The 20,123-nt window shown below is 61.3% G+C and carries 18 protein-coding genes; 11 read left to right on the forward strand and 7 right to left on the reverse strand.

Features of this window, described 5'->3' with window-relative positions; all coding sequences use genetic code 11:
* Positions 1–33: 33 nt before the first annotated feature.
* The 4 genes from BLR63_RS15065 to BLR63_RS15080 all read right to left on the reverse strand — a co-directional run bounded on the left by BLR63_RS15065 (position 34) and on the right by BLR63_RS15080 (position 3,243).
* A complete protein-coding gene (locus tag BLR63_RS15065) occupies positions 34–1,191 on the reverse strand; it encodes a phospholipase D-like domain-containing protein (protein WP_010563617.1) in 1,158 nt (385 codons plus the stop codon).
* Position 1,192: 1 nt separating this feature from the next.
* The gene (locus tag BLR63_RS15070) at positions 1,193–1,774 is read right to left on the reverse strand and encodes a YceI family protein (protein WP_010563616.1); all 582 of its coding nucleotides are present in this window, start codon (positions 1,772–1,774) and stop codon (positions 1,193–1,195) included.
* Positions 1,775–1,849: 75 nt separating this feature from the next.
* Entirely contained in the window at positions 1,850–2,164 is a 315-nt protein-coding gene (locus tag BLR63_RS15075) for a hypothetical protein (protein WP_010563615.1), read from the reverse strand.
* Positions 2,161–3,243, reverse strand: coding sequence for a serine hydrolase domain-containing protein (locus BLR63_RS15080; RefSeq protein ID WP_010563614.1), 1,083 nt, complete (start codon positions 3,241–3,243; stop codon positions 2,161–2,163). The genes BLR63_RS15075 and BLR63_RS15080 overlap by 4 nt, the downstream gene beginning before the upstream one ends.
* A gap of 185 nt (positions 3,244–3,428) precedes the next feature.
* Here BLR63_RS15080 and olsB point away from each other — a divergent pair, with 185 nt between their 5' ends.
* Together olsB and BLR63_RS15090 are read left to right on the forward strand one after the other, a co-directional pair.
* A complete protein-coding gene (gene olsB / locus BLR63_RS15085) occupies positions 3,429–4,184 on the forward strand; it encodes an L-ornithine N(alpha)-acyltransferase (RefSeq protein WP_010563613.1) in 756 nt (251 codons plus the stop codon).
* Positions 4,184–4,972: a lysophospholipid acyltransferase family protein gene (locus BLR63_RS15090; RefSeq protein WP_010563612.1), complete on the forward strand. Its 789-nt coding sequence runs from the start codon at positions 4,184–4,186 to the stop codon at positions 4,970–4,972. Before olsB ends, BLR63_RS15090 begins: the two co-directional genes overlap by 1 nt.
* Before the next feature lie 79 nt (positions 4,973–5,051).
* Here BLR63_RS15090 and BLR63_RS15095 read toward each other — a convergent pair whose 3' ends face one another.
* Positions 5,052–5,639 (reverse strand): acyl carrier protein phosphodiesterase, encoded by a 588-nt coding sequence (locus tag BLR63_RS15095; protein ID WP_010563611.1) that lies wholly within the window; start codon positions 5,637–5,639, stop codon positions 5,052–5,054.
* A 154-nt stretch (positions 5,640–5,793) separates the two neighbouring features.
* Here BLR63_RS15095 and BLR63_RS15100 point away from each other — a divergent pair, with 154 nt between their 5' ends.
* From BLR63_RS15100 to BLR63_RS15110, 3 genes are read left to right on the forward strand one after another with little or no spacing between them, the layout of a single operon-like run.
* Positions 5,794–6,108 (forward strand): ArsR/SmtB family transcription factor, encoded by a 315-nt coding sequence (locus BLR63_RS15100; protein ID WP_010563610.1) that lies wholly within the window; start codon positions 5,794–5,796, stop codon positions 6,106–6,108.
* Between the two features lie 13 nt (positions 6,109–6,121).
* A complete protein-coding gene (locus tag BLR63_RS15105) occupies positions 6,122–7,288 on the forward strand; it encodes an MFS transporter (RefSeq protein ID WP_010563609.1) in 1,167 nt (388 codons plus the stop codon).
* A gap of 27 nt (positions 7,289–7,315) precedes the next feature.
* Entirely contained in the window at positions 7,316–8,371 is a 1,056-nt protein-coding gene (locus tag BLR63_RS15110) for an alkene reductase (protein ID WP_010563608.1), read from the forward strand.
* 234 nt (positions 8,372–8,605) lie between these two features.
* Here BLR63_RS15110 and BLR63_RS15115 read toward each other — a convergent pair whose 3' ends face one another.
* Complete coding sequence (locus BLR63_RS15115) at positions 8,606–9,238, reverse strand: TetR family transcriptional regulator (protein ID WP_010563607.1); 633 nt, start codon at positions 9,236–9,238, stop codon at positions 8,606–8,608.
* Positions 9,239–9,524: 286 nt separating this feature from the next.
* On the opposite strand from BLR63_RS15115, the gene BLR63_RS15120 reads away from it, so the two are divergent.
* Genes BLR63_RS15120 through adeC form a run of 3 tightly spaced genes read left to right on the forward strand, consistent with a single transcriptional unit; the run spans position 9,525 to position 15,292 of the window.
* Positions 9,525–10,673 (forward strand): efflux RND transporter periplasmic adaptor subunit, encoded by a 1,149-nt coding sequence (locus BLR63_RS15120; protein ID WP_010563606.1) that lies wholly within the window; start codon positions 9,525–9,527, stop codon positions 10,671–10,673.
* A 3-nt stretch (positions 10,674–10,676) separates the two neighbouring features.
* Complete coding sequence (locus tag BLR63_RS15125) at positions 10,677–13,838, forward strand: efflux RND transporter permease subunit (protein ID WP_010563605.1); 3,162 nt, start codon at positions 10,677–10,679, stop codon at positions 13,836–13,838.
* Complete coding sequence (adeC, locus tag BLR63_RS15130) at positions 13,835–15,292, forward strand: AdeC/AdeK/OprM family multidrug efflux complex outer membrane factor (RefSeq protein WP_010563604.1); 1,458 nt, start codon at positions 13,835–13,837, stop codon at positions 15,290–15,292. Before BLR63_RS15125 ends, adeC begins: the two co-directional genes overlap by 4 nt.
* Before the next feature lie 77 nt (positions 15,293–15,369).
* On the opposite strand, the gene BLR63_RS15135 is transcribed toward adeC, so the two are convergent.
* Positions 15,370–15,816: a hypothetical protein gene (locus BLR63_RS15135; RefSeq protein ID WP_010563603.1), complete on the reverse strand. Its 447-nt coding sequence runs from the start codon at positions 15,814–15,816 to the stop codon at positions 15,370–15,372.
* A 251-nt stretch (positions 15,817–16,067) separates the two neighbouring features.
* Here BLR63_RS15135 and BLR63_RS15145 point away from each other — a divergent pair, with 251 nt between their 5' ends.
* The 3 genes from BLR63_RS15145 to BLR63_RS15155 all read left to right on the forward strand — a co-directional run bounded on the left by BLR63_RS15145 (position 16,068) and on the right by BLR63_RS15155 (position 20,121).
* On the forward strand, positions 16,068–17,318 hold the full coding sequence (locus BLR63_RS15145; protein WP_010563602.1) for an OprD family porin: 1,251 nt from the start codon (positions 16,068–16,070) through the stop codon (positions 17,316–17,318).
* Positions 17,319–17,403: 85 nt separating this feature from the next.
* Positions 17,404–18,303 (forward strand): polysaccharide deacetylase family protein, encoded by a 900-nt coding sequence (locus tag BLR63_RS15150; RefSeq protein WP_010563601.1) that lies wholly within the window; start codon positions 17,404–17,406, stop codon positions 18,301–18,303.
* A gap of 366 nt (positions 18,304–18,669) precedes the next feature.
* Positions 18,670–20,121, forward strand: a complete 1,452-nt coding sequence (locus BLR63_RS15155) for a M91 family zinc metallopeptidase (RefSeq protein WP_010563600.1) — start codon at positions 18,670–18,672, stop codon at positions 20,119–20,121.
* Positions 20,122–20,123 lie beyond the last annotated feature (2 nt).

The raw sequence follows: 20,123 nt of genomic DNA on the forward strand, positions 1-20,123 counted from the left end.
CTACAATTGAGCGCGTTAAGCGAGTTGGGCGGGTCAGCCGCGTCGGTTGAGCAGGTTCACCACCAACCGATCGATCCACCCCCACACCCGCTGCTTCACCCGCCGCCACAATGGCCGCGACTTCCACGCCTCCAGGCTCACCGCCTGGCTCTGGGCGAAATCCCGCTCGAAACTGCCCGCCACGGCCAGCGTCAGCTCAGGGTCCAACGCTTCCAGGTTGGCTTCCAGGTTGAAGCGCAGGTTCCAGTGGTCGAAGTTGCATGAGCCGATGCTGACCCAATCGTCCACCAACACCATCTTCAGGTGCAGGAAGCACGGCTGGTACTCGAAAATCTGCACGCCCGAGCGCAGCAAGCGCGGGTAATAACGGTGCCCGGCGTAGCGCACGGACGGGTGATCGGTGCGCGGGCCGGTCAGCAGCAAACGCACGTCCACGCCGCGCCCCGCTGCCCGGCGCAAGGCCCGGCGCACGCCCCAGGTGGGCAGGAAATATGGGGTCGCCAACCAGATGCGCTGGCGGCTGCTGCTCAGCGCGCGGATCAACGAGTGCAGAATGTCGCGGTGCTGGCGCGCATCGGCATAGGCGACGCGGCCAAGCCCAGGCCCGGTCGCCGGCACTTTGGGCAAGCGCGGCAGGCCGAAATGGGTGGCCGGTTTCCAGGCGCGCCGGTCGTCGTTGGCCAGCCATTGGCGGTCGAACAGCGCTTGCCAATCCAGCACCAGCGGGCCGTCGATCTGCACCATCACTTCATGCCAGTCGGCGGTGTCCTGTCCCGGCGTCCAGAATTCATCGGTGACGCCAGTCCCCCCGACCACGGCGACATCCTGGTCGATCAGCAACAGCTTGCGGTGATCGCGGTACAGGTTGCGCATCCAACGACGCCAGTTCAGGCGGTTGTAAAACCGCAGTTGCACACCGGCGTCGGTCAAGCGCTTGCGCAGCCCGAGGGTAAACGCCAGGCTGCCGTAATCATCGAACAGACAACGCACCCGCGCGCCCCGCTCGGCCGCCAGCACCAGCGCCTGCACCATGGCTTCGGCACAGGCTCCGGCTTCCACCAGGTACAACTCCAGATCCACCTGTCGCTGTGCACGGGTAATGCCTGCCAGCATCCGCGGGAAAAAATCCGGGCCGTCGATCAGCAACTCGAACCGGTTGGCGCTGCGCCACGGGAACACCGCGCCGCTCACGTCAGCGCGCCGTAAAGATCAGTACCGCACCCACCGGCACCGACAAACTGATCGACTTGAGCCCCGCCGCTTCGCGCAACGCCGCCACACCCGGCGCCAGGTCGAAATCCTCGGCATGCAGCACCAACGGTTCGAGGGTCACCACCTGGAAACGCCGGTCATCCAGGCGCGTGGCCAACAGCTCGGCGTTGTAGGTCTGGGTCTTGCCGTGCAAGGTGACGCTCAGCGGCAGGCGCAATTCCAGCTGCGCGCCGGGGGCCAGGTCGTTGATGGGCTGCAGGTTGATCTGCGCGTTGATCAACGCTTCGGGGAATGTCTTTATCTCGAACAGCGCATTGCGCATGCGTTGATCGCGCAACGGGATGCCACTGTTGACCGACTCCAGCTCCACTTCCACGGTTGCCGCGCCCTGGCTGTCGACCTTGCCGTGCAACACCAGGAAGCGCTGCACCTCGGCGATCTCGGTGTTTTTGGTGGTGACGAAGGACAAGCGCGAGGATTCGTTATCCAGGTACCAGTCGGCGTGGGCGGGCAAGGCGGCACAGGTCAGCAGCGTGAAGACCAGCGGTTTGACATTGAACATAAAGACTCATGGGGCAAAAAACCTGCACGAACCTTAAGCGCAATGTCACAAACCGCGCAAATCCAATGTGGCAGGTCAGGGATTGAGGCGACAGCCCTGACGATCACCCAGCCACCGCGCCGTGTGCGTACGCCCCAACCCGCTGGCCGTCACTTCACTGCGCTGCGGGTCATCGGCAAGCGCACTGGTGGGCACGTACTGCTTCACATATCCCCGGCAATACTCCGCCGGGTTATTCGCCACATACCGACACGAGCAATATTCCTTGGCCGTATACGCCGCGATGATGTCCGGGAAGGCTTGCAGGTTGACGCGCTCATGCCAGACCCAGCCAATCAGGGCGAGCAACAGTAAGAGGAACAGGCTGGTCAACGGCCGACGACGGATCATGGCTGCACCGCCGCGAGCACACGCTTGAGCAGTTCGTTATGGCGGTAACTGCCGTCGCGATCGTCGCCATAGCGCACGATCACCAGGTGTTCGTCGGGCAGCACATACAGCGCCTGTCCCCAGTGACCAAGGGCGGCGAAGGTGTCGGCGGGGGCGTCCGGCCAAGGTCGCGCAGCGCCCTGCACTTCGCGGTTGAGCCACCAGTGGCCGCCGGGCACGGCTTCGTCCTGGCCGGCTTTATATGCATCGAAGGGTTGGCGATTGAAGTCGACCCAGGCCTTGGGCAGCAACTGCTGCGCGCCCCAGCGTCCATCGCGCGCCATCAACAGGCCGACCCGCGCCAAATCGCGGGCGGTGAGGTAGGCGTAGGACGAAGCGACGAAGGTTTCGTCGGCGTCGGTTTCCCAGGTGGCGTGGTGAATACCCAGCGGCTTGAACAGCGCGTCCCACGGGTAACTCATGTAGGCCTTGTGGCCGAGCATGCCTTTAAGGGCGGCGGACAATAGATTGCTGTCGCCACTGGAATAGCGAAAGGCCTTGCCCGGTGCACTGAAGCTGTCGGTGTCCGCCGCGAACTCGGCCATATCGTGACGGCCACGGGTGTACAGCATCGCGACGACCGAGGATTTCAACGGCGCGACTTCGTAACTTTCCTGCCAATCCAATCCCGACGCCCAATGCAACAGGTCAGCCATGGTCACCGCGGGGTGTTGCTTCATGGGCGGGTAGAAGCATGCCACCGGGTCCGTCAATTTGAAGCGATTGTCGCCGTAGGCCACGCCGAGCACGCTGGCCATCAGGCTTTTGCTGATGGACCAGGTCAGGTGCGGCGTGCGGGCAGTGGTCGGTGCAGCGTAGCGTTCATAGATGATCTCGCCGTCACGAATCACCAGTAGCGCATCGGTGCGGATGCCCTGGCGGGTAGCGTCGTCACGCGTTGGGAAAGCGTAGGTGTTGAGGGCGTCGACAGCGGGGCCTTCGATCGGTGTGCCCTTGGCCCAGTCCTTGTCGGGCCAGGTTTCGGCGCGGGAGGTGAAGGTGACGAACAGCAGCGCAGCACACAACAGGCCTCTGACCATGGACACAGACTCAAGGGGGCATTCAAGCCCGCGAGCCTAGCCGAGACCGATGACAGATTGGCGACATCGGCGCCTGTCATCCAAGCGTCACCGTAACTTCATGGAGATGACACCGGGGCTACATAGCCTGACTTTGGACAAACAAGTCGACCGGCCGAACGATGGCCGGCACTCGGAGATTCGCCATGACTCAGATCGCCCGCATCAGCGACACCGGCAATGAACGCCGTCTGCAAGCCGAACGCCTGATCGGCGCCCAGGCTTTGCAGGAAGCCCAGGCCCTGCGATTCAACGTCTTCAGCGGCGAGTTCAACGCCAAGCTCAAAGGCGCGGAACTGGGCCTGGACATGGATGACTATGATGTTCACTGCAGCCACATCGGTGTGCGGGACTTGAACAGCGGTCGACTGGTGGCCACCACCCGCTTGCTCGATCACCAGGCCGCCAACACCCTGGGTCGGTTCTACAGCGAAGAAGAATTCAGCCTGCATGGGTTGCTGCACTTGCAGGGCCCGATCCTGGAAATCGGCCGCACCTGCGTCGACCCGGCCTACCGCAACGGCGGCACCATCGCGGTGCTGTGGGGCGAGTTGGCCGAAGTGCTCAACCAGGGCAGCTACAGCTACCTGATGGGCTGCGCGAGCATCCCGATGCATGACGGCGGCATCCAGGCCCACGCGATCATGCAGCGCCTGCGCGAACGCTATCTGTGCAACGAACACCTGCGCGCCGAACCGAAAAAGCCGCTGCCGGCACTGGACCTGCCGTCCAACGTGATCGCGGAAATGCCGCCACTGCTCAAGGCCTATATGCGCCTGGGCGCGAAGATCTGCGGCGAACCGTGCTGGGATGAAGATTTCCAGGTGGCCGACGTGTTCATCCTGCTCAAGCGCGATGAACTGTGCCCGCGTTACGCCCGCCACTTCAAGGCGGCCATGTGATGGGCCGCCTGCGCGTATACGGGCGCATCGCCCGCGTGTTGCTGGTGGTGGCGCTGGGCCTGAGCATGGCCAGTGTGTTTGGCGTGTTCGAGCGGATGGGCGTGGCCAACTCCATGGTGCGCCGTCAACGCTGGTCGCGGTTCTTTATGGCACGGCTGACCAATGCCCTGCCCTTCCGGGTGACGGTGCACGGTGAGGTGCCGACGCAGCCGATGCTGTGGGTGAGCAATCACGTGTCCTGGACCGATATTCCGCTGCTGGGCGCGGTGGCACCGATGTCGTTTCTGTCCAAGGCCGAAGTGCGCACCTGGCCGGTGGCCGGCTGGTTGGCGGCCAAGGCTGGCAGTCTGTTCATTCGTCGCGGTGCTGGCGACAGCCAGTTGATCCGCAAACAGATGACCCGCCATCTGGAGCAACAACACCCGCTGCTGATGTTCCCCGAAGGCACCACCACCGACGGGCGCAGCCTGCGCACCTTTCACGGGCGCTTGTTGGCCAGCGCGATCGATGCGGATGTGTCGCTGCAACCGGTGGCGATCCGTTATCTGCGCAATGGTGAGGTGGACCCGTTGGCACCATTCATTGGCGATGACGATTTGCTCTCGCACCTGATGCGCCTGTTTGCCCATGACCAGGGCGATGTGGAAGTCCACGTGCTCACGCCGATTGCCTGCGCCGGGCAGGAACGCGCGGCGCTGGCGTTCCAGGCGCAGCAGGCGGTGCAGAAGGCGTTGTTCGGTGACGTGGTGCAAGCGGCTGAACCGCGTGGCGCATTGATTGCGGCTTGATCGCTGAACCCGGCAGGAGCGAACTTGTTCGCGAAAAACGAATGGGCGACTCGGGCTAGCAGATAGCCCGGCGTAATCGTTAACGACCTTCGCGAGCAAGTTCGCGCCTACAGAAGTCTTGCAACAGCGGGTAGAAAACGCTGAAGTCTTCACTTAGCGGCTCGTATAGCATCCGCAACTCCTGCATGGCATGGCCCAATTCCCCAGGCTGTGTCAGGCGCCGCGAGATCCCCCGCAACACCGGCTCCATCACCGCGAACTCACGGTATGAACCCAGCCAATCATCCGCCGCCATGTACGGCGCAATCTGCGCCAGCCGCCCCGGCAATTGCGGTTCGGCCGCCAGCACGCGGTACACCTGCGAGGTGAAATGCTCCAGGGGCTGCTCGGCATACAGCGCCCAATCCCGTGCCAGACAGTGATCGAAGAACACATCGAGGACGATCCCGGCATAGCGCCTGCGGGTCAGGCTGAAGCGCGACAACGCCTGCCCTACCAGCGGGTGGCTGTCGGTGAAACGGTCGATGGAACGATGCAGCTGGATCGCCGCTTCGATAGACGGACTGAACTGGCCCTGCAGGCGGCCTTTGACGAAGTCGCCATACAGGCTGCCCAGCAGTTGCGCAGGAAGTTGGCCGCCCAGGTGCAGATGTGCGAGATAATTCATGCCGCGCAGTTTATCACTGCCGCCAACGTATCGTTATAACCCGATATACCGATTTAGCCTGTGCTCAGAGCGAAATCATATTGGTATATCGGGATATACCGATTTAAAGTTCGCCTCATCGCGATATAACGCTTTACGACACCGAGCACCTGCCATGTCCATCGACCTCGACGAGATAATAAAAGCCCTGGCGCACCCAGTACGGCGAGACATCCTCAACTGGCTGAAAGACCCGAAAGTGCAATTCCCCGAGCAACTGCACAACCACGAATACGGCATCTGCGCCGGGCAGATCGACCAGCGCTGCGGCTTGTCCCAGTCGACCGTGTCGGCCCACCTGGCCACCTTGCAACGGGCGGGATTGATCAGCAGCCAGAAGGCCGGGCAGTGGCACTTTTTCAAACGCAACGAGGAAACGATCCAAGCCTTCCTCGCTGCGCTCATCACTGAACTCAGCACACCGCTGTAACAAGGACACCCACATGCCCCTCTCGCTACTCATCCTGGCCCTGAGCGCCTTCGCCATCGGCACCACCGAGTTCGTCATCATGGGCCTGTTGCCTGATGTGGCGGCGGACCTGGGCGTGTCGATTCCCGGCGCCGGCTGGCTGGTGACTGGCTACGCATTGGGCGTGGCCATCGGCGCGCCCTTCATGGCACTGGCCACCTCCAGGCTGCCGCGCAAGGCCGCTCTGGTCGCGCTGATGGGCATTTTCATTATCGGCAACCTGCTTTGTGCCCTGGCCAGCGACTACAACGTGCTGATGTTTGCCCGCGTGGTCACTGCGCTGTGCCACGGCGCCTTCTTCGGGATCGGTTCGGTGGTCGCCGCCAACCTGGTACCGGCCAACAAACGCGCATCGGCCGTGGCCTTGATGTTCACCGGCTTGACCCTGGCCAATGTGCTCGGCGTACCGCTGGGAACCGCGTTGGGCCAGGAAGCCGGCTGGCGCTCGACCTTCTGGGCGGTGACCGTGATCGGCGTGATCGCGTTGATCGGCCTGATTCGCTTCCTGCCGGCCAAGCGCGACGAAGAAAAACTCGACATGCGCGCCGAACTGGCCGCCCTCAAGGGCGCCGGCATCTGGTTGTCGCTGACCATGACCGCACTGTTCGCGGCCTCCATGTTCACCCTCTTCACTTATGTCGCCCCCCTGCTCGGCGACGTCACCGGCGTGTCGCCCAAAGGCGTGACCTGGACCTTGCTGCTGATCGGCCTGGGCCTCACCGTCGGCAACATCATTGGCGGCAAGCTGGCGGACAAACGCCTGGCTGCCACCCTGGTCGGCGTGTTCATCAGTATGGCGGTGGTCTCCACGGCGCTGACCTGGACCAGCATCGCGGTGATTCCGACCGAAATCACCCTGTTCCTGTGGGCCACCGCGTCGTTCGCCGCTGTGCCCGCGCTGCAGATCAACGTAGTGACCTTCGGCAAGGCCGCGCCAAACCTGGTGTCGACCCTGAACATCGGCGCCTTCAACATCGGCAACGCCCTCGGTGCCTGGGTCGGCGGCAGTGTGATAGCCCACGGTTTCGGCCTGACCAGCGTGCCTTTGGCGGCGGCAGCCCTGGCGATCCTCGCGCTGCTGGTGACCTTGATTACTTTCCGCCAGAGCGGCGATGCCGACCTGGCCCCTGCGACCAACTGATCAACTTAAAGAGAAAGGTGTTATCCCATGACGACTATTTTCGATCCGATCACACTGGGCGACCTGGAACTGTCGAACCGCATCATCATGGCGCCGCTGACCCGCTGCCGTGCCGACGCCGGCCGCGTCCCCAACGCGCTGATGGCCGAGTACTACGTGCAACGCGCCTCTGCCGGGCTGATCCTCAGCGAAGCCACCTCGGTGACGCCTATGGGCGTGGGCTACCCGGACACGCCGGGGATCTGGTCCAACGACCAGGTGCGCGGCTGGGCCAATGTCACCAAGGCTGTGCATGGCGCAGGCGGCAAGATCTTCCTGCAACTGTGGCATGTGGGCCGGATTTCCCATCCGTCGTACCTGAACGGCGAAATGCCGGTGGCACCCAGCGCGATCCAGGCTAAAGGCCACGTCAGCCTGGTCCGCCCACTCGCCGAGTACCCTACCCCACGCGCCCTGGAAACCGCTGAAATCGCCGACATCGTCGACGCTTACCGCACCGGCGCCGAGAACGCCAAGGCTGCCGGCTTCGACGGCGTGGAAATCCACGGGGCCAACGGCTACCTACTCGACCAGTTCCTGCAAAGCAGCACCAACAAGCGCACCGACCAGTACGGCGGTTCCCTGGAAAACCGTGCGCGCCTGCTGCTGGAAGTGACCGACGCCGCTATCGAAGTCTGGGGCGCCGGCCGCGTAGGCGTGCACCTGGCACCCCGGGCCGACGCCCACGACATGGGCGACGACAACCTGGCGGAAACCTTCACCTACGTCGCCAGCGAGTTGGGCAAGCGCGGCATCGCGTTCATCTGCGCCCGTGAAAAGGAAGGCGCGGACAGCCTCGGCCCACAACTGAAAAAAGCCTTCGGCGGCCCATACATCGCCAACGAGCGCTTCACCAAGGACAGCGCCAATGCCTGGCTCGCAGCGGGCAAGGCGGATGCGGTGGCGTTTGGCATTCCGTTCATTGCCAACCCGGACCTGCCAGCGCGCCTGAAGGCCGATGCACCGCTCAATGAAGCGCACCCGGAAACGTTCTACGGTAAAGGTCCGGTCGGTTACATCGATTACCCAACGCTGGCGCTGTGATGTAAGGCGCTGAAACGAAAAAGCCCCGACTCACAGGAGTCGGGGCTTTTTCGTCAACGCAAGGACACATTCCTTCACAGCCTTGCAACAAAATCCCTACAAAATACTTAGGCGGCTACCTATCAACTCCCCACCCGCCCGTATATAAAGTCATCCCACGAACAAGTCAGAAGGACGATTGCGCATCCTTGGGCTTTACTGTTGACATAATTTGAAGCAATTACACATTTTGACTTAATTGCGCAGACTAGGGCTCAAGCGCAGCATGTCCAGCCCCGCATCAACCCAGCGCTCGGCTTCCTGATGCAGCTCGAAACTGTCAGGTACGAGCAGCCACTGGCCCAGCAAGCCGTTGATGTAGGCATGAATGCAGACCGCTGCACGCGTGGTATCGAGGTTTTCCGGAAGTTGCCCGCGATGGACGGCGTTACGCAAGGTCAGGCTGATACGCAGGTTGCACTCCAGGCTATGGGTCTGGCGCTGGCGGCGCATGTCACACATTTCATCGGTGAACTCGCACTTATGGAACAGGATTTCGTTGATGCGCCGGGTTTTCGGGTCAAGGACGACTTGATGAAAAAGATGAATCAACAGCTTGCGCATACACCCCAGCGGGTCGACTTCGTCCTCGCTTTCACTGGCCCTGGCCAGTTCGTCCAGGGGTTCGTGCAGGGTGTCGAGCAATGCCTGCAACAGGTCGGACTTATTGCTGAAGTGCCAGTAGATGGCGCCGCGGGTTACGCCCGCCAGCGCGGCGATGTCCGCCAGCGTGGTCCGCGCGACGCCGCGCTCATAAAAGGCTTGCTCGGCGGCTTCGAGAATTTGGCTTCGCGTTTCCTGAGCTTCCTCTTTGGTGCGACGAACCATGGCAGTAAAACCTCAATCAGAACACGTGGGACTATCGGTAACGCGGCTTTAATAGGCGGTAACGATGATTTGCATCATTGTGGGACGACACCGTCATGGGCGCCGAACGTACTAAAATCGAGGCTTGGCGCGTTGCTTTGTAAGCAATCCGCCAAGCCTGTCAAGAGTTTACAAACAGCCATGAACGTAAGTATATTGCGTAGCAAGCTACTTATCTACTCACAGCTTGTTTTTTACCCTTCCACCCTTCTTGTGCGCACTCTGCGTGCCTGACCCGAGGATCTTCATGCAACTTAAGCCAGCTGTTACCGCTCTGGTCACTGCCGTCGCCCTGGCATCGCTGCTCAGCGGATGCAAAAAGGAAGAGGCGGCTCCGCCCGCTCAAGCTCCTCTGGTCGGCGTGGTAACCCTTCAACCGCAAGCCTTTACCCTGACGTCCGACCTGCCAGGCCGCACCACCGCCTACCGCATCGCGGAAGTCCGTCCTCAGGTCAATGGCATCATCCTCAAGCGCCTGTTCAAGGAAGGCGCGGATGTAAAAGAAGGCCAGCAGCTCTATCAGATCGATCCGTCGGTCTATGACGCCACCCTGAAAAGCGCCCAGGCCAGCCTGTCCCAGACCAAGTCGATCTCCGACCGCTACAAGCAGTTGGTCGATGAGCAGGCCGTCAGTCGCCAGGAATACGACACCGCCGTCGCCAATCGCATGACGGCAGAAGCAAACGTTCAAACCGCCCAGATCAACGTGCGCTACACCAAAGTATTCGCGCCAATCTCCGGGCGTATCGGGCGTTCCTCGGTCACTGAAGGCGCGCTGGTCAGCAACGGCCAGGCCGATGCCCTGGCCGTGATCCAGCAACTGGACCCGATCTACGTCGACGTCACGCAGTCTTCGGCTGAAATGCTCAAACTGCGCCGCGACCTGGAAAGCGGCCAACTGGAGAAAGCCGGCGCCAATGCCGCCAAAGTCAAGCTGACCCTGGAAGACGGAAGCAGCTATGGCCTGGACGGCAAGCTGGAGTTCTCCGAAGTGTCGGTCGACCAGACCACCGGTTCGGTCACCCTGCGCGCCGTGTTCCCCAACCCTGACCACACCCTGCTGCCCGGCATGTTCGTACACGCCCAGTTGCAAGCCGGTGTGAACAGCAAGGCGATCCTGGCCCCGCAGCAAGGCGTGACCCGAGACCTCAAGGGCATCCCGACGGCACTGGTGGTCAACGCAGACAACAAAGTTGAACAGCGTGTCCTGGTCGCCAACCGCACCGCCGGCGCTTACTGGCTGGTGGAAAAAGGCTTGAACGCCGGTGACCGCGTGATCACCGAAGGCTTGCAGTACGTCAAGCCAGGCGTCGAGGTCAAGGTCAAGGACGCCGACAACGCCAAGCCCGCCGGTACCGCCGCTCCTGCTGCCGCTGCAGCTGGCAAAGGGGAGTAACACATGTCGAAATTTTTTATCGACCGTCCCATTTTCGCCTGGGTAATTGCCCTGGTGATCATGCTGGTCGGGGCTCTATCGATCCTGAAATTGCCCATCAACCAATACCCGGCGATTGCGCCGACCGCCATTGATATCCAGGTGACCTACCCAGGCGCATCCGCACAGACCGTGCAGGACACCGTGGTGCAGGTGATCGAGCAACAGCTCAACGGTATCGACAACCTGCGTTATGTGTCATCGGACAGTAACTCCGACGGCAGCATGACCATCACCGTGACGTTCAACCAGGGTACCAACCCAGACATCGCCCAGGTCCAGGTTCAGAACAAGCTGAACCTGGCGACCCCGCTGCTGCCGCAAGAAGTGCAGCAGCAGGGGATCCGCGTGACCAAGTCGGTGAAGAACTTCCTGATGGTGATCGGTCTGGTGTCCCAAGACGGCAGCATGACCAAGGACGACCTGTCCAACTACATCGTGTCCAACATCCAGGACCCGATTTCGCGGACGGCCGGTGTCGGTGACTTCCAGGTGTTCGGTTCGCAGTACGCCATGCGTATCTGGCTCGATCCGGCCAAGCTGAACAACTACCAGTTGACCCCGGTAGACGTCAGCACCGCGATCTCGGCACAGAACGTACAAGTGGCCACCGGCCAATTGGGCGGCCTGCCTGCCCTGCCCGGCACCCAATTGAACGCGACCATCATCGGCAAGACCCGCCTGCAGACTACTGAGCAGTTCGGCAACATTCTGATGAAGGTCAACACCGACGGCTCGCAGGTTCGCTTGAAAGACGTCGCGCGTATCGAGCTGGGCGGCCAGACCTACAGCATCAGCGCGCAGTTCAACGGCGACCCGGCGTCCGGTATGGCAATCAAGTTGGCCGCCGGTGCCAACGCCCTGGACACCGCCAAGGCCATCCGTGCCACGATCGCGTCCCTGGAACCGTTCTTCCCGCCAGGCATGAAGGCGGTGGTGCCGTATGACACCACCCCGGTTGTGACCGAATCGATCTCCGGCGTGGTACACACCCTGGTCGAAGCGATCGTGCTGGTGTTCCTGGTAATGTTCCTGTTCCTGCAGAACTTCCGCGCCACCATCATCACCACCATGACCGTACCGGTGGTATTGCTGGGTACCTTCGGGATCCTGGCCGCGTTTGGCTTCACCATCAACACCCTGACCATGTTCGGCATGATCCTGGCCATCGGCTTGCTGGTGGACGACGCCATCGTCGTGGTGGAAAACGTCGAGCGGGTCATGGCCGAGGAGCACCTGTCGCCCAAAGAAGCGACGGTCAAGTCCATGGGCCAGATCCAGGGCGCCCTGGTGGGTATTGCGCTGGTACTGTCGGCGGTACTGTTGCCGATGGCATTCTTCGGCGGCTCCACCGGCGTGATCTACAAACAGTTCTCCATCACCATCGTTTCGGCCATGGCGTTGTCGGTACTGGTTGCGTTGATTTTCACCCCGGCCTTGTGCGCCACCATGCTCAAGCCGATCGATCCCGAGAAGCACGGCCAACCCAAGCGTGGTTTCTTCGGCTGGTTCAACCGCACCTTCGACCGCAGCGTACTGAGCTACGAACGCGGCGTGGGTAACATGCTCAGGCACAAGATTCCGGCGTTCCTCGTTTACGCATTGATCTTTGCCGGCATGATCTGGCTGTTCATGCGCATCCCTGCCGCATTCCTGCCCGACGAAGACCAAGGCGTGATCTTTGCCCAGGTACAGACGCCAGTAGGCTCGACGGCCGAGCGCACGCAGAAAGTCATCGACGACATGCGTATCTTCCTGCTCAACGACAAGGAAGGCGAACCGGGCGAAGGCAAGGGCGTGAAATCGGTCTTTACCGTGAACGGCTTCAACTTCGCCGGTCGTGGTCAAAGCTCGGGCCTGGCATTCGTGATGCTCAAACCGTGGGATGAGCGTGACGCGTCCACATCGGTGTTCGAAATCGCCAAGCGCGCCCAAGGTTACTTCATGCAGACGTTCCAGGACGCCATGGTGTTCGCCATCGTGCCACCGTCTGTACTGGAGCTGGGTAACGCGACCGGTTTCGACGTGTTCCTGCAGGACCAGGGCGGCGTTGGCCACGATAAGTTGATGGCCGCGCGCAACCAGTTCCTGGGCATGGCTGCCCAGAGCAAGATCCTGGCGGGTGTACGCCCCAACGGCGTGAACGATGAGCCGCAGTACGAGCTCACCGTCGACGACGAAAAAGCCAGCGCCCAAGGCATCACGCTGTCGAACATCAACCAGACCCTGGCCATTGCCCTGGGTGGCAGCTACGTCAACGACTTCATCGACCGTGGTCGTGTGAAGAAGGTCTATGTGCAAGGTGAAGCCGCCAGCCGGATGTCCCCTGAAGACCTGAACAAATGGTACGTGCGCAGCGACTCCGGGAAGATGGTGCCGTTGTCGGCCATCGCCTCGGGCAAGTGGATTTACGGTTCGCCGAAACTCTCGCGCTATAACGGTGTGGCGGCGATGGAAATCCTCGGTACCCCGGCACCGGGCTACAGTACCGGTGAAGCCATGGCCGAAGTCGAACGCATCGCCAAGCAATTGCCGGCGGGTGTCGGTTACGCCTGGACGGGCCTGTCGTATGAAGAACGTCTGTCCGGCTCCCAGGCGCCTGCGCTGTACGCCTTGTCGCTGCTGGTGGTGTTCCTCTGCCTCGCGGCGCTGTACGAAAGCTGGTCGATTCCGATCGCGGTGGTACTCGTTGTGCCGCTGGGTGTGGTGGGTGCGTTGATCGCCACCAGCCTGCGCGGCCTGTCCAACGACGTGTTCTTCCAGGTGGGCTTGCTGGTGACGGTGGGCCTGGCGGCGAAGAACGCCATCCTGATCGTGGAGTTCGCCAAAGAGCTTCACGAACAAGGCAAAGGCATCGTCGAATCGGCCATCGAAGCGTCGCGCATGCGTCTGCGACCGATCATCATGACGTCCATGGCGTTCATCCTCGGCGTACTGCCGTTGGCGATCTCCTCGGGCGCCGGCTCAGGCAGCCAGCATGCGATCGGTACCGGCGTGATTGGCGGTATGATCACCGCCACTGTGCTGGCGATCTTCTGGGTGCCACTGTTCTTTGCAACCGTGTCCGCCATGGGCGAGCGCAAAACGACTGAACCCAAGCAAACTCCTAAAGAGGCTGGCCAATGAGCAAGTCGCTACTTTCCTTAGCCGTCACGGCATTCGTGCTCAGTGGCTGCTCGCTGATACCTGACTATCAGCGCCCCGAAGCGCCAGTGGCTGCGCAGTTCCCGCAGGGGCCGGCGTATTCGTCGGCCCAGGCGCCGAACCAGGCCGCCGCCGAGCAGGGCTGGAAGCAGTTTTTCCATGACCCTGCCCTGCAACAGCTGATCCAGACCGCACTGGTGAACAACCGTGACCTGCGCGTGGCGGCCTTGAACATCGACGCCTACGCCGCGCAGTACCAGATCCAGCGCGCCGACCTGTTCCCCGCCGTGTCGGCCACCGGCAGCGGTAGCCGCCAGCGCGTACCGGCACGCTCGTCGCAAACCGGTAAAGAGGGCATCAGCAGCTCGTACTCGGCCACCCTGGGTATCAGCTCCTATGAGCTGGACCTGTTCGGTCGCGTACGCAGCTTGAGTGAAGAAGCGCTGCAAAAGTACTTCGCCACCGAAGAAGCCCGTCGCAGCACCCAGATCAGCCTGGTGGCCAGTGTGGCCAACGCCTACCTGACCTGGCAGGCCGACAAGGAACTGCTCAAGCTGACCCAGGAAACCCTGAACGCCTACGAGCAGAGCTTCAAGCTCACCTCGCGCAGCAACGAAGTCGGCGTGGCCTCGGCCCTCGACTTGAGCCAGGCACGCACCTCGGTGGAAAACGCCCGGGTGGCACTGGCGCGCTACACCCGCCAGGTGGCCCAGGACGAAAACAGCCTGACCCTGCTGCTGGGCACCGGCCTGCCGGCCAATCTCGCCAGCAAGCCGCTGTCGGATGACGTGCTCAGCGAAGTGCCGGCCGGTTTGCCATCCGACCTGCTGCAACGGCGTCCCGACATCCAGCAGGCCGAGTACAACCTCAAGGCGGCCAACGCCAACATCGGCGCAGCCCGCGCGGCGTTCTTCCCGAGCATCAGCCTGACGGCCAACGCCGGTACCCTGAGCCCGGACCTGGGCGGCCTGTTCAAAGGCGGCTCGGGCACCTGGTCGTTCGCCCCGCAGATCAACATCCCGATCTTCAACGCCGGCAGCCTGCGTGCGAGCCTGGACTACTCGAAGATCCAGAAAGAGATCAACGTGGCGAACTACGAGAAGGCGATCCAGACCGGCTTCCAGGAAGTTTCCGACGGCCTCGCCGCGCGTGAGACCTACAAACAGCAACTGGAGGCCCAACGCGGTTTCGTCGCCGCCAACCAGGATTACTACCGCCTGGCCGAGCGTCGCTACCGCATTGGTGTCGACAGCAACCTGACCTTCCTCGACGCCCAGCGCCAACTGTTCAGTGCCCAGCAATCGCTGATCACCGACCGCCTGGCGCAGCTGACCAGCGAGGTCAACCTGTACAAGGCCCTTGGCGGCGGCTGGAATGAGCAGACCGGGAAGAACGAGCCGTTGAAAGAAGAAGCACCGGCGTTGAAGTTGTTCTGATACCTGCGCTGTAGACAAAAACGCCTCCCTTACAGGAGGCGTTTTTTTATGTGCTTTTTGGGCCAATGAATGCCAAATCATTCACTGATCTGAAAATGGGTACACCTGAGTTCCATCTCCTCCTGATTCGGTGCAGTGAAATAAATCGAGAAGCTGCCACTCAAAACAGTCTTGTCATCGGTCTTGGACATTTGCTTGATGGTCACGCTCCCTGAGTAATCCGGCGGGAGAAACTCGAGGTAGCCCTCCCATCCAAAAGTCGCCTGTACAGCGCATGGTTTCGGGCCCAACGGGTACGTCATACCCGGCCTTAGCTGAAGCTGTCCCGCTTCAAGGGTCAATTCATTTTTGGAGCCTGGCCTGTGCTCCAGACCCAGGCGAATAAAACAGTAACTGCCTTCGATATAGATCAACTCAAAGGCATCGAAATCCACAGAGTCCTTCTCGTCGCGCTCATTGACCAAGTACCCGCTAAATTCATTGTCGGACGGTAAAAAGTTACCCATATCTGATCCAAAGCCCATGAGATCGTCTCCCCTGAACACCTAAAAAAGATACTGCCATCACGGCGAAAATAGGCGCTTGAAACCCGTGAATCTACTGTCAACCCTGACAGTAGACAGCGCCCCCCGCCCGCCGGAAGCTGACGAATTAGCCCCGCACAATTACGTTCGATCATCGCCCACAACCCGCCCTCCCCCGATTGAAGCCCCCCCGCACCACCACGCACCATGGCCGCCACCTGCATAAACCCAATAACAACAGGTCCGACACCATGAGCACTTTTCACCCGCGCCGGCTCTTGCTGGCATCCGCTATCGCCAGTCTTGCCCTGCCTGTCGTCGCCGAAGAACACGGTTTTCTCGAAGACGCCAGTGCCAACCTCAACCTGCGAAATTTTTTCATCAACCGTAACTTCACCAACCCGACCAAAACCCAGGGCGGTGCGCAGGAGTGGACGCAAAGCTTCATCCTCGATGCCAAGTCCGGCTTCACCCAGGGCACCGTGGGCTTCGGTGTGGATGTGCTGGGCTTGTACTCGCTCAAACTCGATGGCGGGCGCGGTACCGGCGGTACGCAGTTACTGCCGCTGGACCACGATGGCCGCCCGGCGGATAACTTCGGGCGGCTCGGTGTGGCATTCAAGACGCGGATTTCAAAGACCGAATTGAAAGTCGGCGAATGGATGCCGGTGCTGCCGATCCTGCGTTCGGACGATGGCCGCTCGCTGCCGCAAACCTTGCGCGGCGGGCAGATCACCTCGAAGGAAATCGACGGCCTGACCCTTTACGGCGGCCAGTTCCGTGCCAACAGCCCACGGGACGACGGCAGCATGAACGACATGTCGATGACCGGTAAAGCCGCGTTCACCTCCGACCGTTTCAACTTCCAGGGCGGCGAATACACGTTCAACGACAAGCGCACCCAGGTCGGCCTGTGGAACGCCCAGCTCAAGGACATCTACCGCCAGCAGTTCGTCAACCTGATCCACACCCAGCCCCTGGGCGACTGGACCCTGGGCGCCAATCTCGGCTTCTTCTATGGCAAGGACGACGGCAGCGCTCGCGCAGGCAGCCTGGACAACAGGACCTGGTCCGGCCTGTTCTCGGCCAAATACGGCGGCAACACCTTCTACGTCGGCTTGCAAAAACTCACCGGCGACAGTGCGTGGATGCGTGTCAACGGCACCAGCGGCGGCACGCTGGCCAACGACAGCTACAACTCGAGCTACGACAATGCACAGGAAAAGTCCTGGCAAGTGCGCCACGACTACAACTTCGCCGCCCTCGGCGTACCGGGCCTGACCGTGATGAACCGCTATATCAGCGGCAGCAACGTGCACACCGGTACCGTGACCGACGGCAAGGAATGGGGCCGCGAGAGTGAACTGGGCTACACCGTGCAAAGCGGCAGCCTGAAAAACCTCAGCGTGCGCTGGCGTAATTCGAGCATGCGTCGCGACTACAGCAACAATGAGTTCGACGAAAACCGGTTGATCGTCAGCTACCCGATAAGTCTGCTGTAAACCGGCGCCGCACTTACGGTATGGTGCGCGCCTGCCGCCATTGAGCTGACTCAGTGGCGGCCTCCAGACGAGCCCGGCCCATACCATGAAGTCCTTTGCCCTTGCCTCCCTTTTGCTGAGCTTGACCTTGAGCCTCGGCGGCTGCATCGGCGCGCCTATCGCCCTGACACCGCAGACCGAGCAACGCCTGCACACCCAGGCACCGATCCGCTTTCTGCTGACCTTCGACGATGGCCCGAGCGCGTCGGGCTATAACAACCCAACCCGCTCGGTCCTCGCCGACCTGGCGCACAACCCGGTGCTGCCGGGGATCAAGGCGGTGTTTTTCCTGCAGACCGAAGCGGCGCGTTCCGGCGGCAGTTCCCGCGGGCACAAGACCATGGAGCGTGAATTTGCCGGCGGCCATGTCCTGGCCTTCCACACCGCCACGGCCTTTCATACCAACCATCGCTGGCTCAATGACGCCGAACTGGAAAGCACCCTCACCCAAGGCGCGGCCGATATCGCCGCCATCACCGGCGCACCGCCGGCACTGGTACGCCCACCGTTCTGGAACTACGACCGTCGCACCTTCGCCGCCTACCAGCGCCATGGCATGCAGGTCTTACTGACCGACCTGAGCGCCAATGACGGCAAGATCTGGGGATTCAACGCCAGCCCACGGCGTCGCGCCAACCTGTATCGACAACTGTCGGTGGTCCGCGAGCGCATTGCACTGGGAGAGTTGCCTACGGTGGACGGCGTGATCCCGGTGGTGGTGACCTTCCACGACATCAACCGCTACACCGCACGGCACCTGCAGGAGTACTTGCAGATCCTGATGGACAGCGCCCGGATCAACGGCGTGAAGACCGCTGCCGAACCGTTCTATACCGACCATGCCACCCTGGAGCGCGCAGCGCTGGCACGCACGGTGAAGGATGTGAACGAACCGGTGCATCTGCCGGGGGTGTGGAACTGGGTGTGGGATGCTGATGCCCACTAAGCTCACCTTGGCGTAGCGACACCTCTTCCCACTTCTTGCACATTTCCCCACAGCGCACGATCACACTTTCCTCAAGCCGCAGCGATGCATTCGTGGCCATCGTGGAACTCTTTCGCTCGAATGTTCAACTCACACCCTGCGCCTACAATCCTGTCAGCGCAGGGTGCAGAACCCCGGTTCTGCTGAAACAGCATTCGAATAGAACGTTCGCCTATGAATACCATCGCCCCACGCGCCCTTACGCCGGTCCCGTCCTCCCATACCGCCTCGCCGCCCGCAGCGCCCAGCCCATCGACCGAACATCCACCCGCCCCTACGCAGGCCCAGCCTCGAGGACTCCCAGCCTCATATGAGGTGCATGATCTGGTGCCAACAATCAAAGAGACGAGACTGGTCGATGACGGCAATCTCACTGCGCACAATACCGCGCTGACCTTTCAGTTCACGCCCCAGAAAAAGGCCGTGATGGAAGATAGCCTGACGCTTGAAACGGGCGACCGCTCAGACACGATTCATGTCAGTAACGGCGCCGACGGGCGACTGAATGTCGAGGTCAATGGCAAGGCTTATGCCTTCAACGTCAGAAGCGAGAAGGAAGGCAACCCCACGCAGCTCTATATCAAAAGCAAGGCCGGTGACGACCGGATAAAAATCGATGCCGACGTCATGCTTCCCGTCAGCGTTGAAGCCGGTGACGGCAACGATTCCGTCACGGCGGGAGGCGGACCGAGCCGCCTGTTCGGTGGCAATGGCAATGACCGTCTTCAGCTCGGCAGCGGCCCAGGGTATGCCGAGGGCAATGAGGGTGACGACACAATAATGGGGGGCACTGGCAATGCCATCCTGTATGGCAACAACGGAAACGACCGCCTGTATGCGGGGCATGGTCCCGCCAACAAAAAAAGCCATTTGGACGGCGGCAGTGGGGCAGATCACCTGTATGCCGGCAATGGGCACACCGTGATGAATGGTGGCAAGGGTGACGACCTGATGGTGGGCCATGACCGCACCACTTTTTATAGCGCAAAGGGCAAGGACACCATCCGATCCAATAACCGCACTGATCGTATCTATGGGAAAACCAGCGACAGGGTCATCGCGCCTGCGGGAGCAACCTTCGTCCCGATCACACCCGATGAGTCCGGTAAAAAAGGAATCAATGTCCAAGGCACACCTGACTTCAAACAGCGTGTGGAAGACGACTTGGACCTTCTGCGCAGCTCACCCGTCGGGCAAAAAATGCTCGCGGCCTTGGACGACGCAGCAATAAAAAACGGGGCACCGATCAACATCAAATCAGGAGCGAAAGAGCAGTTTGATCTGGACGAACTCCAGAGAGAGAAAACGCAGTACGTGGTCGAAGGCGAGCAGGTGGACGACAGCAGCGCGCCACTGGCTCAAGAGGATCCAGAGTCGCCAAAGAATGGCTTTATTCGCAACGGAGTCCGGGGTACCGCCAACAGGGGTGGCGCTATCTTCTATGACCCCTCGAGCCTGTACGACAACCCCGTACTCAAATCCTCTCCGGTGACAAATTTCTACCATGAGATGTCACACGCCTATAACGGCGCAACCGGCTCTTTTCTCCCCGGCAGCACCCCGGAGCAAGTGGGTGACAAACCGGCGGCGGATACGCCGAATGCCGAACGGCAGGCTGTCGGCCTACCGACGAGCGCCGAACCGTTCGACTTCGACAACGACCCACTGACCCCGCCGACCTCAACCAATCCCACGGCACTCACGGAAAACGCGATTCGTGAAGAAATGGGCCATGATCGGCGCGATAACTACAGGGTGCAGGCTCGCTCACGGCACTGATC

The sequence above is a fragment of the Pseudomonas extremaustralis genome, from assembly GCF_900102035.1.
GTDB classification, from domain to species: domain Bacteria; phylum Pseudomonadota; class Gammaproteobacteria; order Pseudomonadales; family Pseudomonadaceae; genus Aquipseudomonas; species Aquipseudomonas extremaustralis.

Bases quoted from the DNA above. Each gene is read 5' to 3' on its own strand.
- adeC (WP_010563604.1), top strand. From the start codon at position 13,835: ATGAGCAAGTCGCTACTTTCCTTAGCCGTCACGGCATTCGTGCTCAGT.
- BLR63_RS15135 (WP_010563603.1), bottom strand. From the start codon at position 15,816: ATGGGCTTTGGATCAGATATGGGTAACTTTTTACCGTCCGACAATGAA.
- BLR63_RS15115 (WP_010563607.1), bottom strand. From the start codon at position 9,238: ATGGTTCGTCGCACCAAAGAGGAAGCTCAGGAAACGCGAAGCCAAATT.
- BLR63_RS15125 (WP_010563605.1), top strand. From the start codon at position 10,677: ATGTCGAAATTTTTTATCGACCGTCCCATTTTCGCCTGGGTAATTGCC.
- BLR63_RS15090 (WP_010563612.1), top strand. From the start codon at position 4,184: ATGGGCCGCCTGCGCGTATACGGGCGCATCGCCCGCGTGTTGCTGGTG.
- BLR63_RS15105 (WP_010563609.1), top strand. From the start codon at position 6,122: ATGCCCCTCTCGCTACTCATCCTGGCCCTGAGCGCCTTCGCCATCGGC.
- BLR63_RS15080 (WP_010563614.1), bottom strand. From the start codon at position 3,243: ATGGTCAGAGGCCTGTTGTGTGCTGCGCTGCTGTTCGTCACCTTCACC.
- BLR63_RS15145 (WP_010563602.1), top strand. From the start codon at position 16,068: ATGAGCACTTTTCACCCGCGCCGGCTCTTGCTGGCATCCGCTATCGCC.
- BLR63_RS15070 (WP_010563616.1), bottom strand. From the start codon at position 1,774: ATGTTCAATGTCAAACCGCTGGTCTTCACGCTGCTGACCTGTGCCGCC.
- BLR63_RS15150 (WP_010563601.1), top strand. From the start codon at position 17,404: ATGAAGTCCTTTGCCCTTGCCTCCCTTTTGCTGAGCTTGACCTTGAGC.
- BLR63_RS15120 (WP_010563606.1), top strand. From the start codon at position 9,525: ATGCAACTTAAGCCAGCTGTTACCGCTCTGGTCACTGCCGTCGCCCTG.
- BLR63_RS15100 (WP_010563610.1), top strand. From the start codon at position 5,794: ATGTCCATCGACCTCGACGAGATAATAAAAGCCCTGGCGCACCCAGTA.
- BLR63_RS15095 (WP_010563611.1), bottom strand. From the start codon at position 5,639: ATGAATTATCTCGCACATCTGCACCTGGGCGGCCAACTTCCTGCGCAA.
- olsB (WP_010563613.1), top strand. From the start codon at position 3,429: ATGACTCAGATCGCCCGCATCAGCGACACCGGCAATGAACGCCGTCTG.
- BLR63_RS15110 (WP_010563608.1), top strand. From the start codon at position 7,316: ATGACGACTATTTTCGATCCGATCACACTGGGCGACCTGGAACTGTCG.
- BLR63_RS15075 (WP_010563615.1), bottom strand. From the start codon at position 2,164: ATGATCCGTCGTCGGCCGTTGACCAGCCTGTTCCTCTTACTGTTGCTC.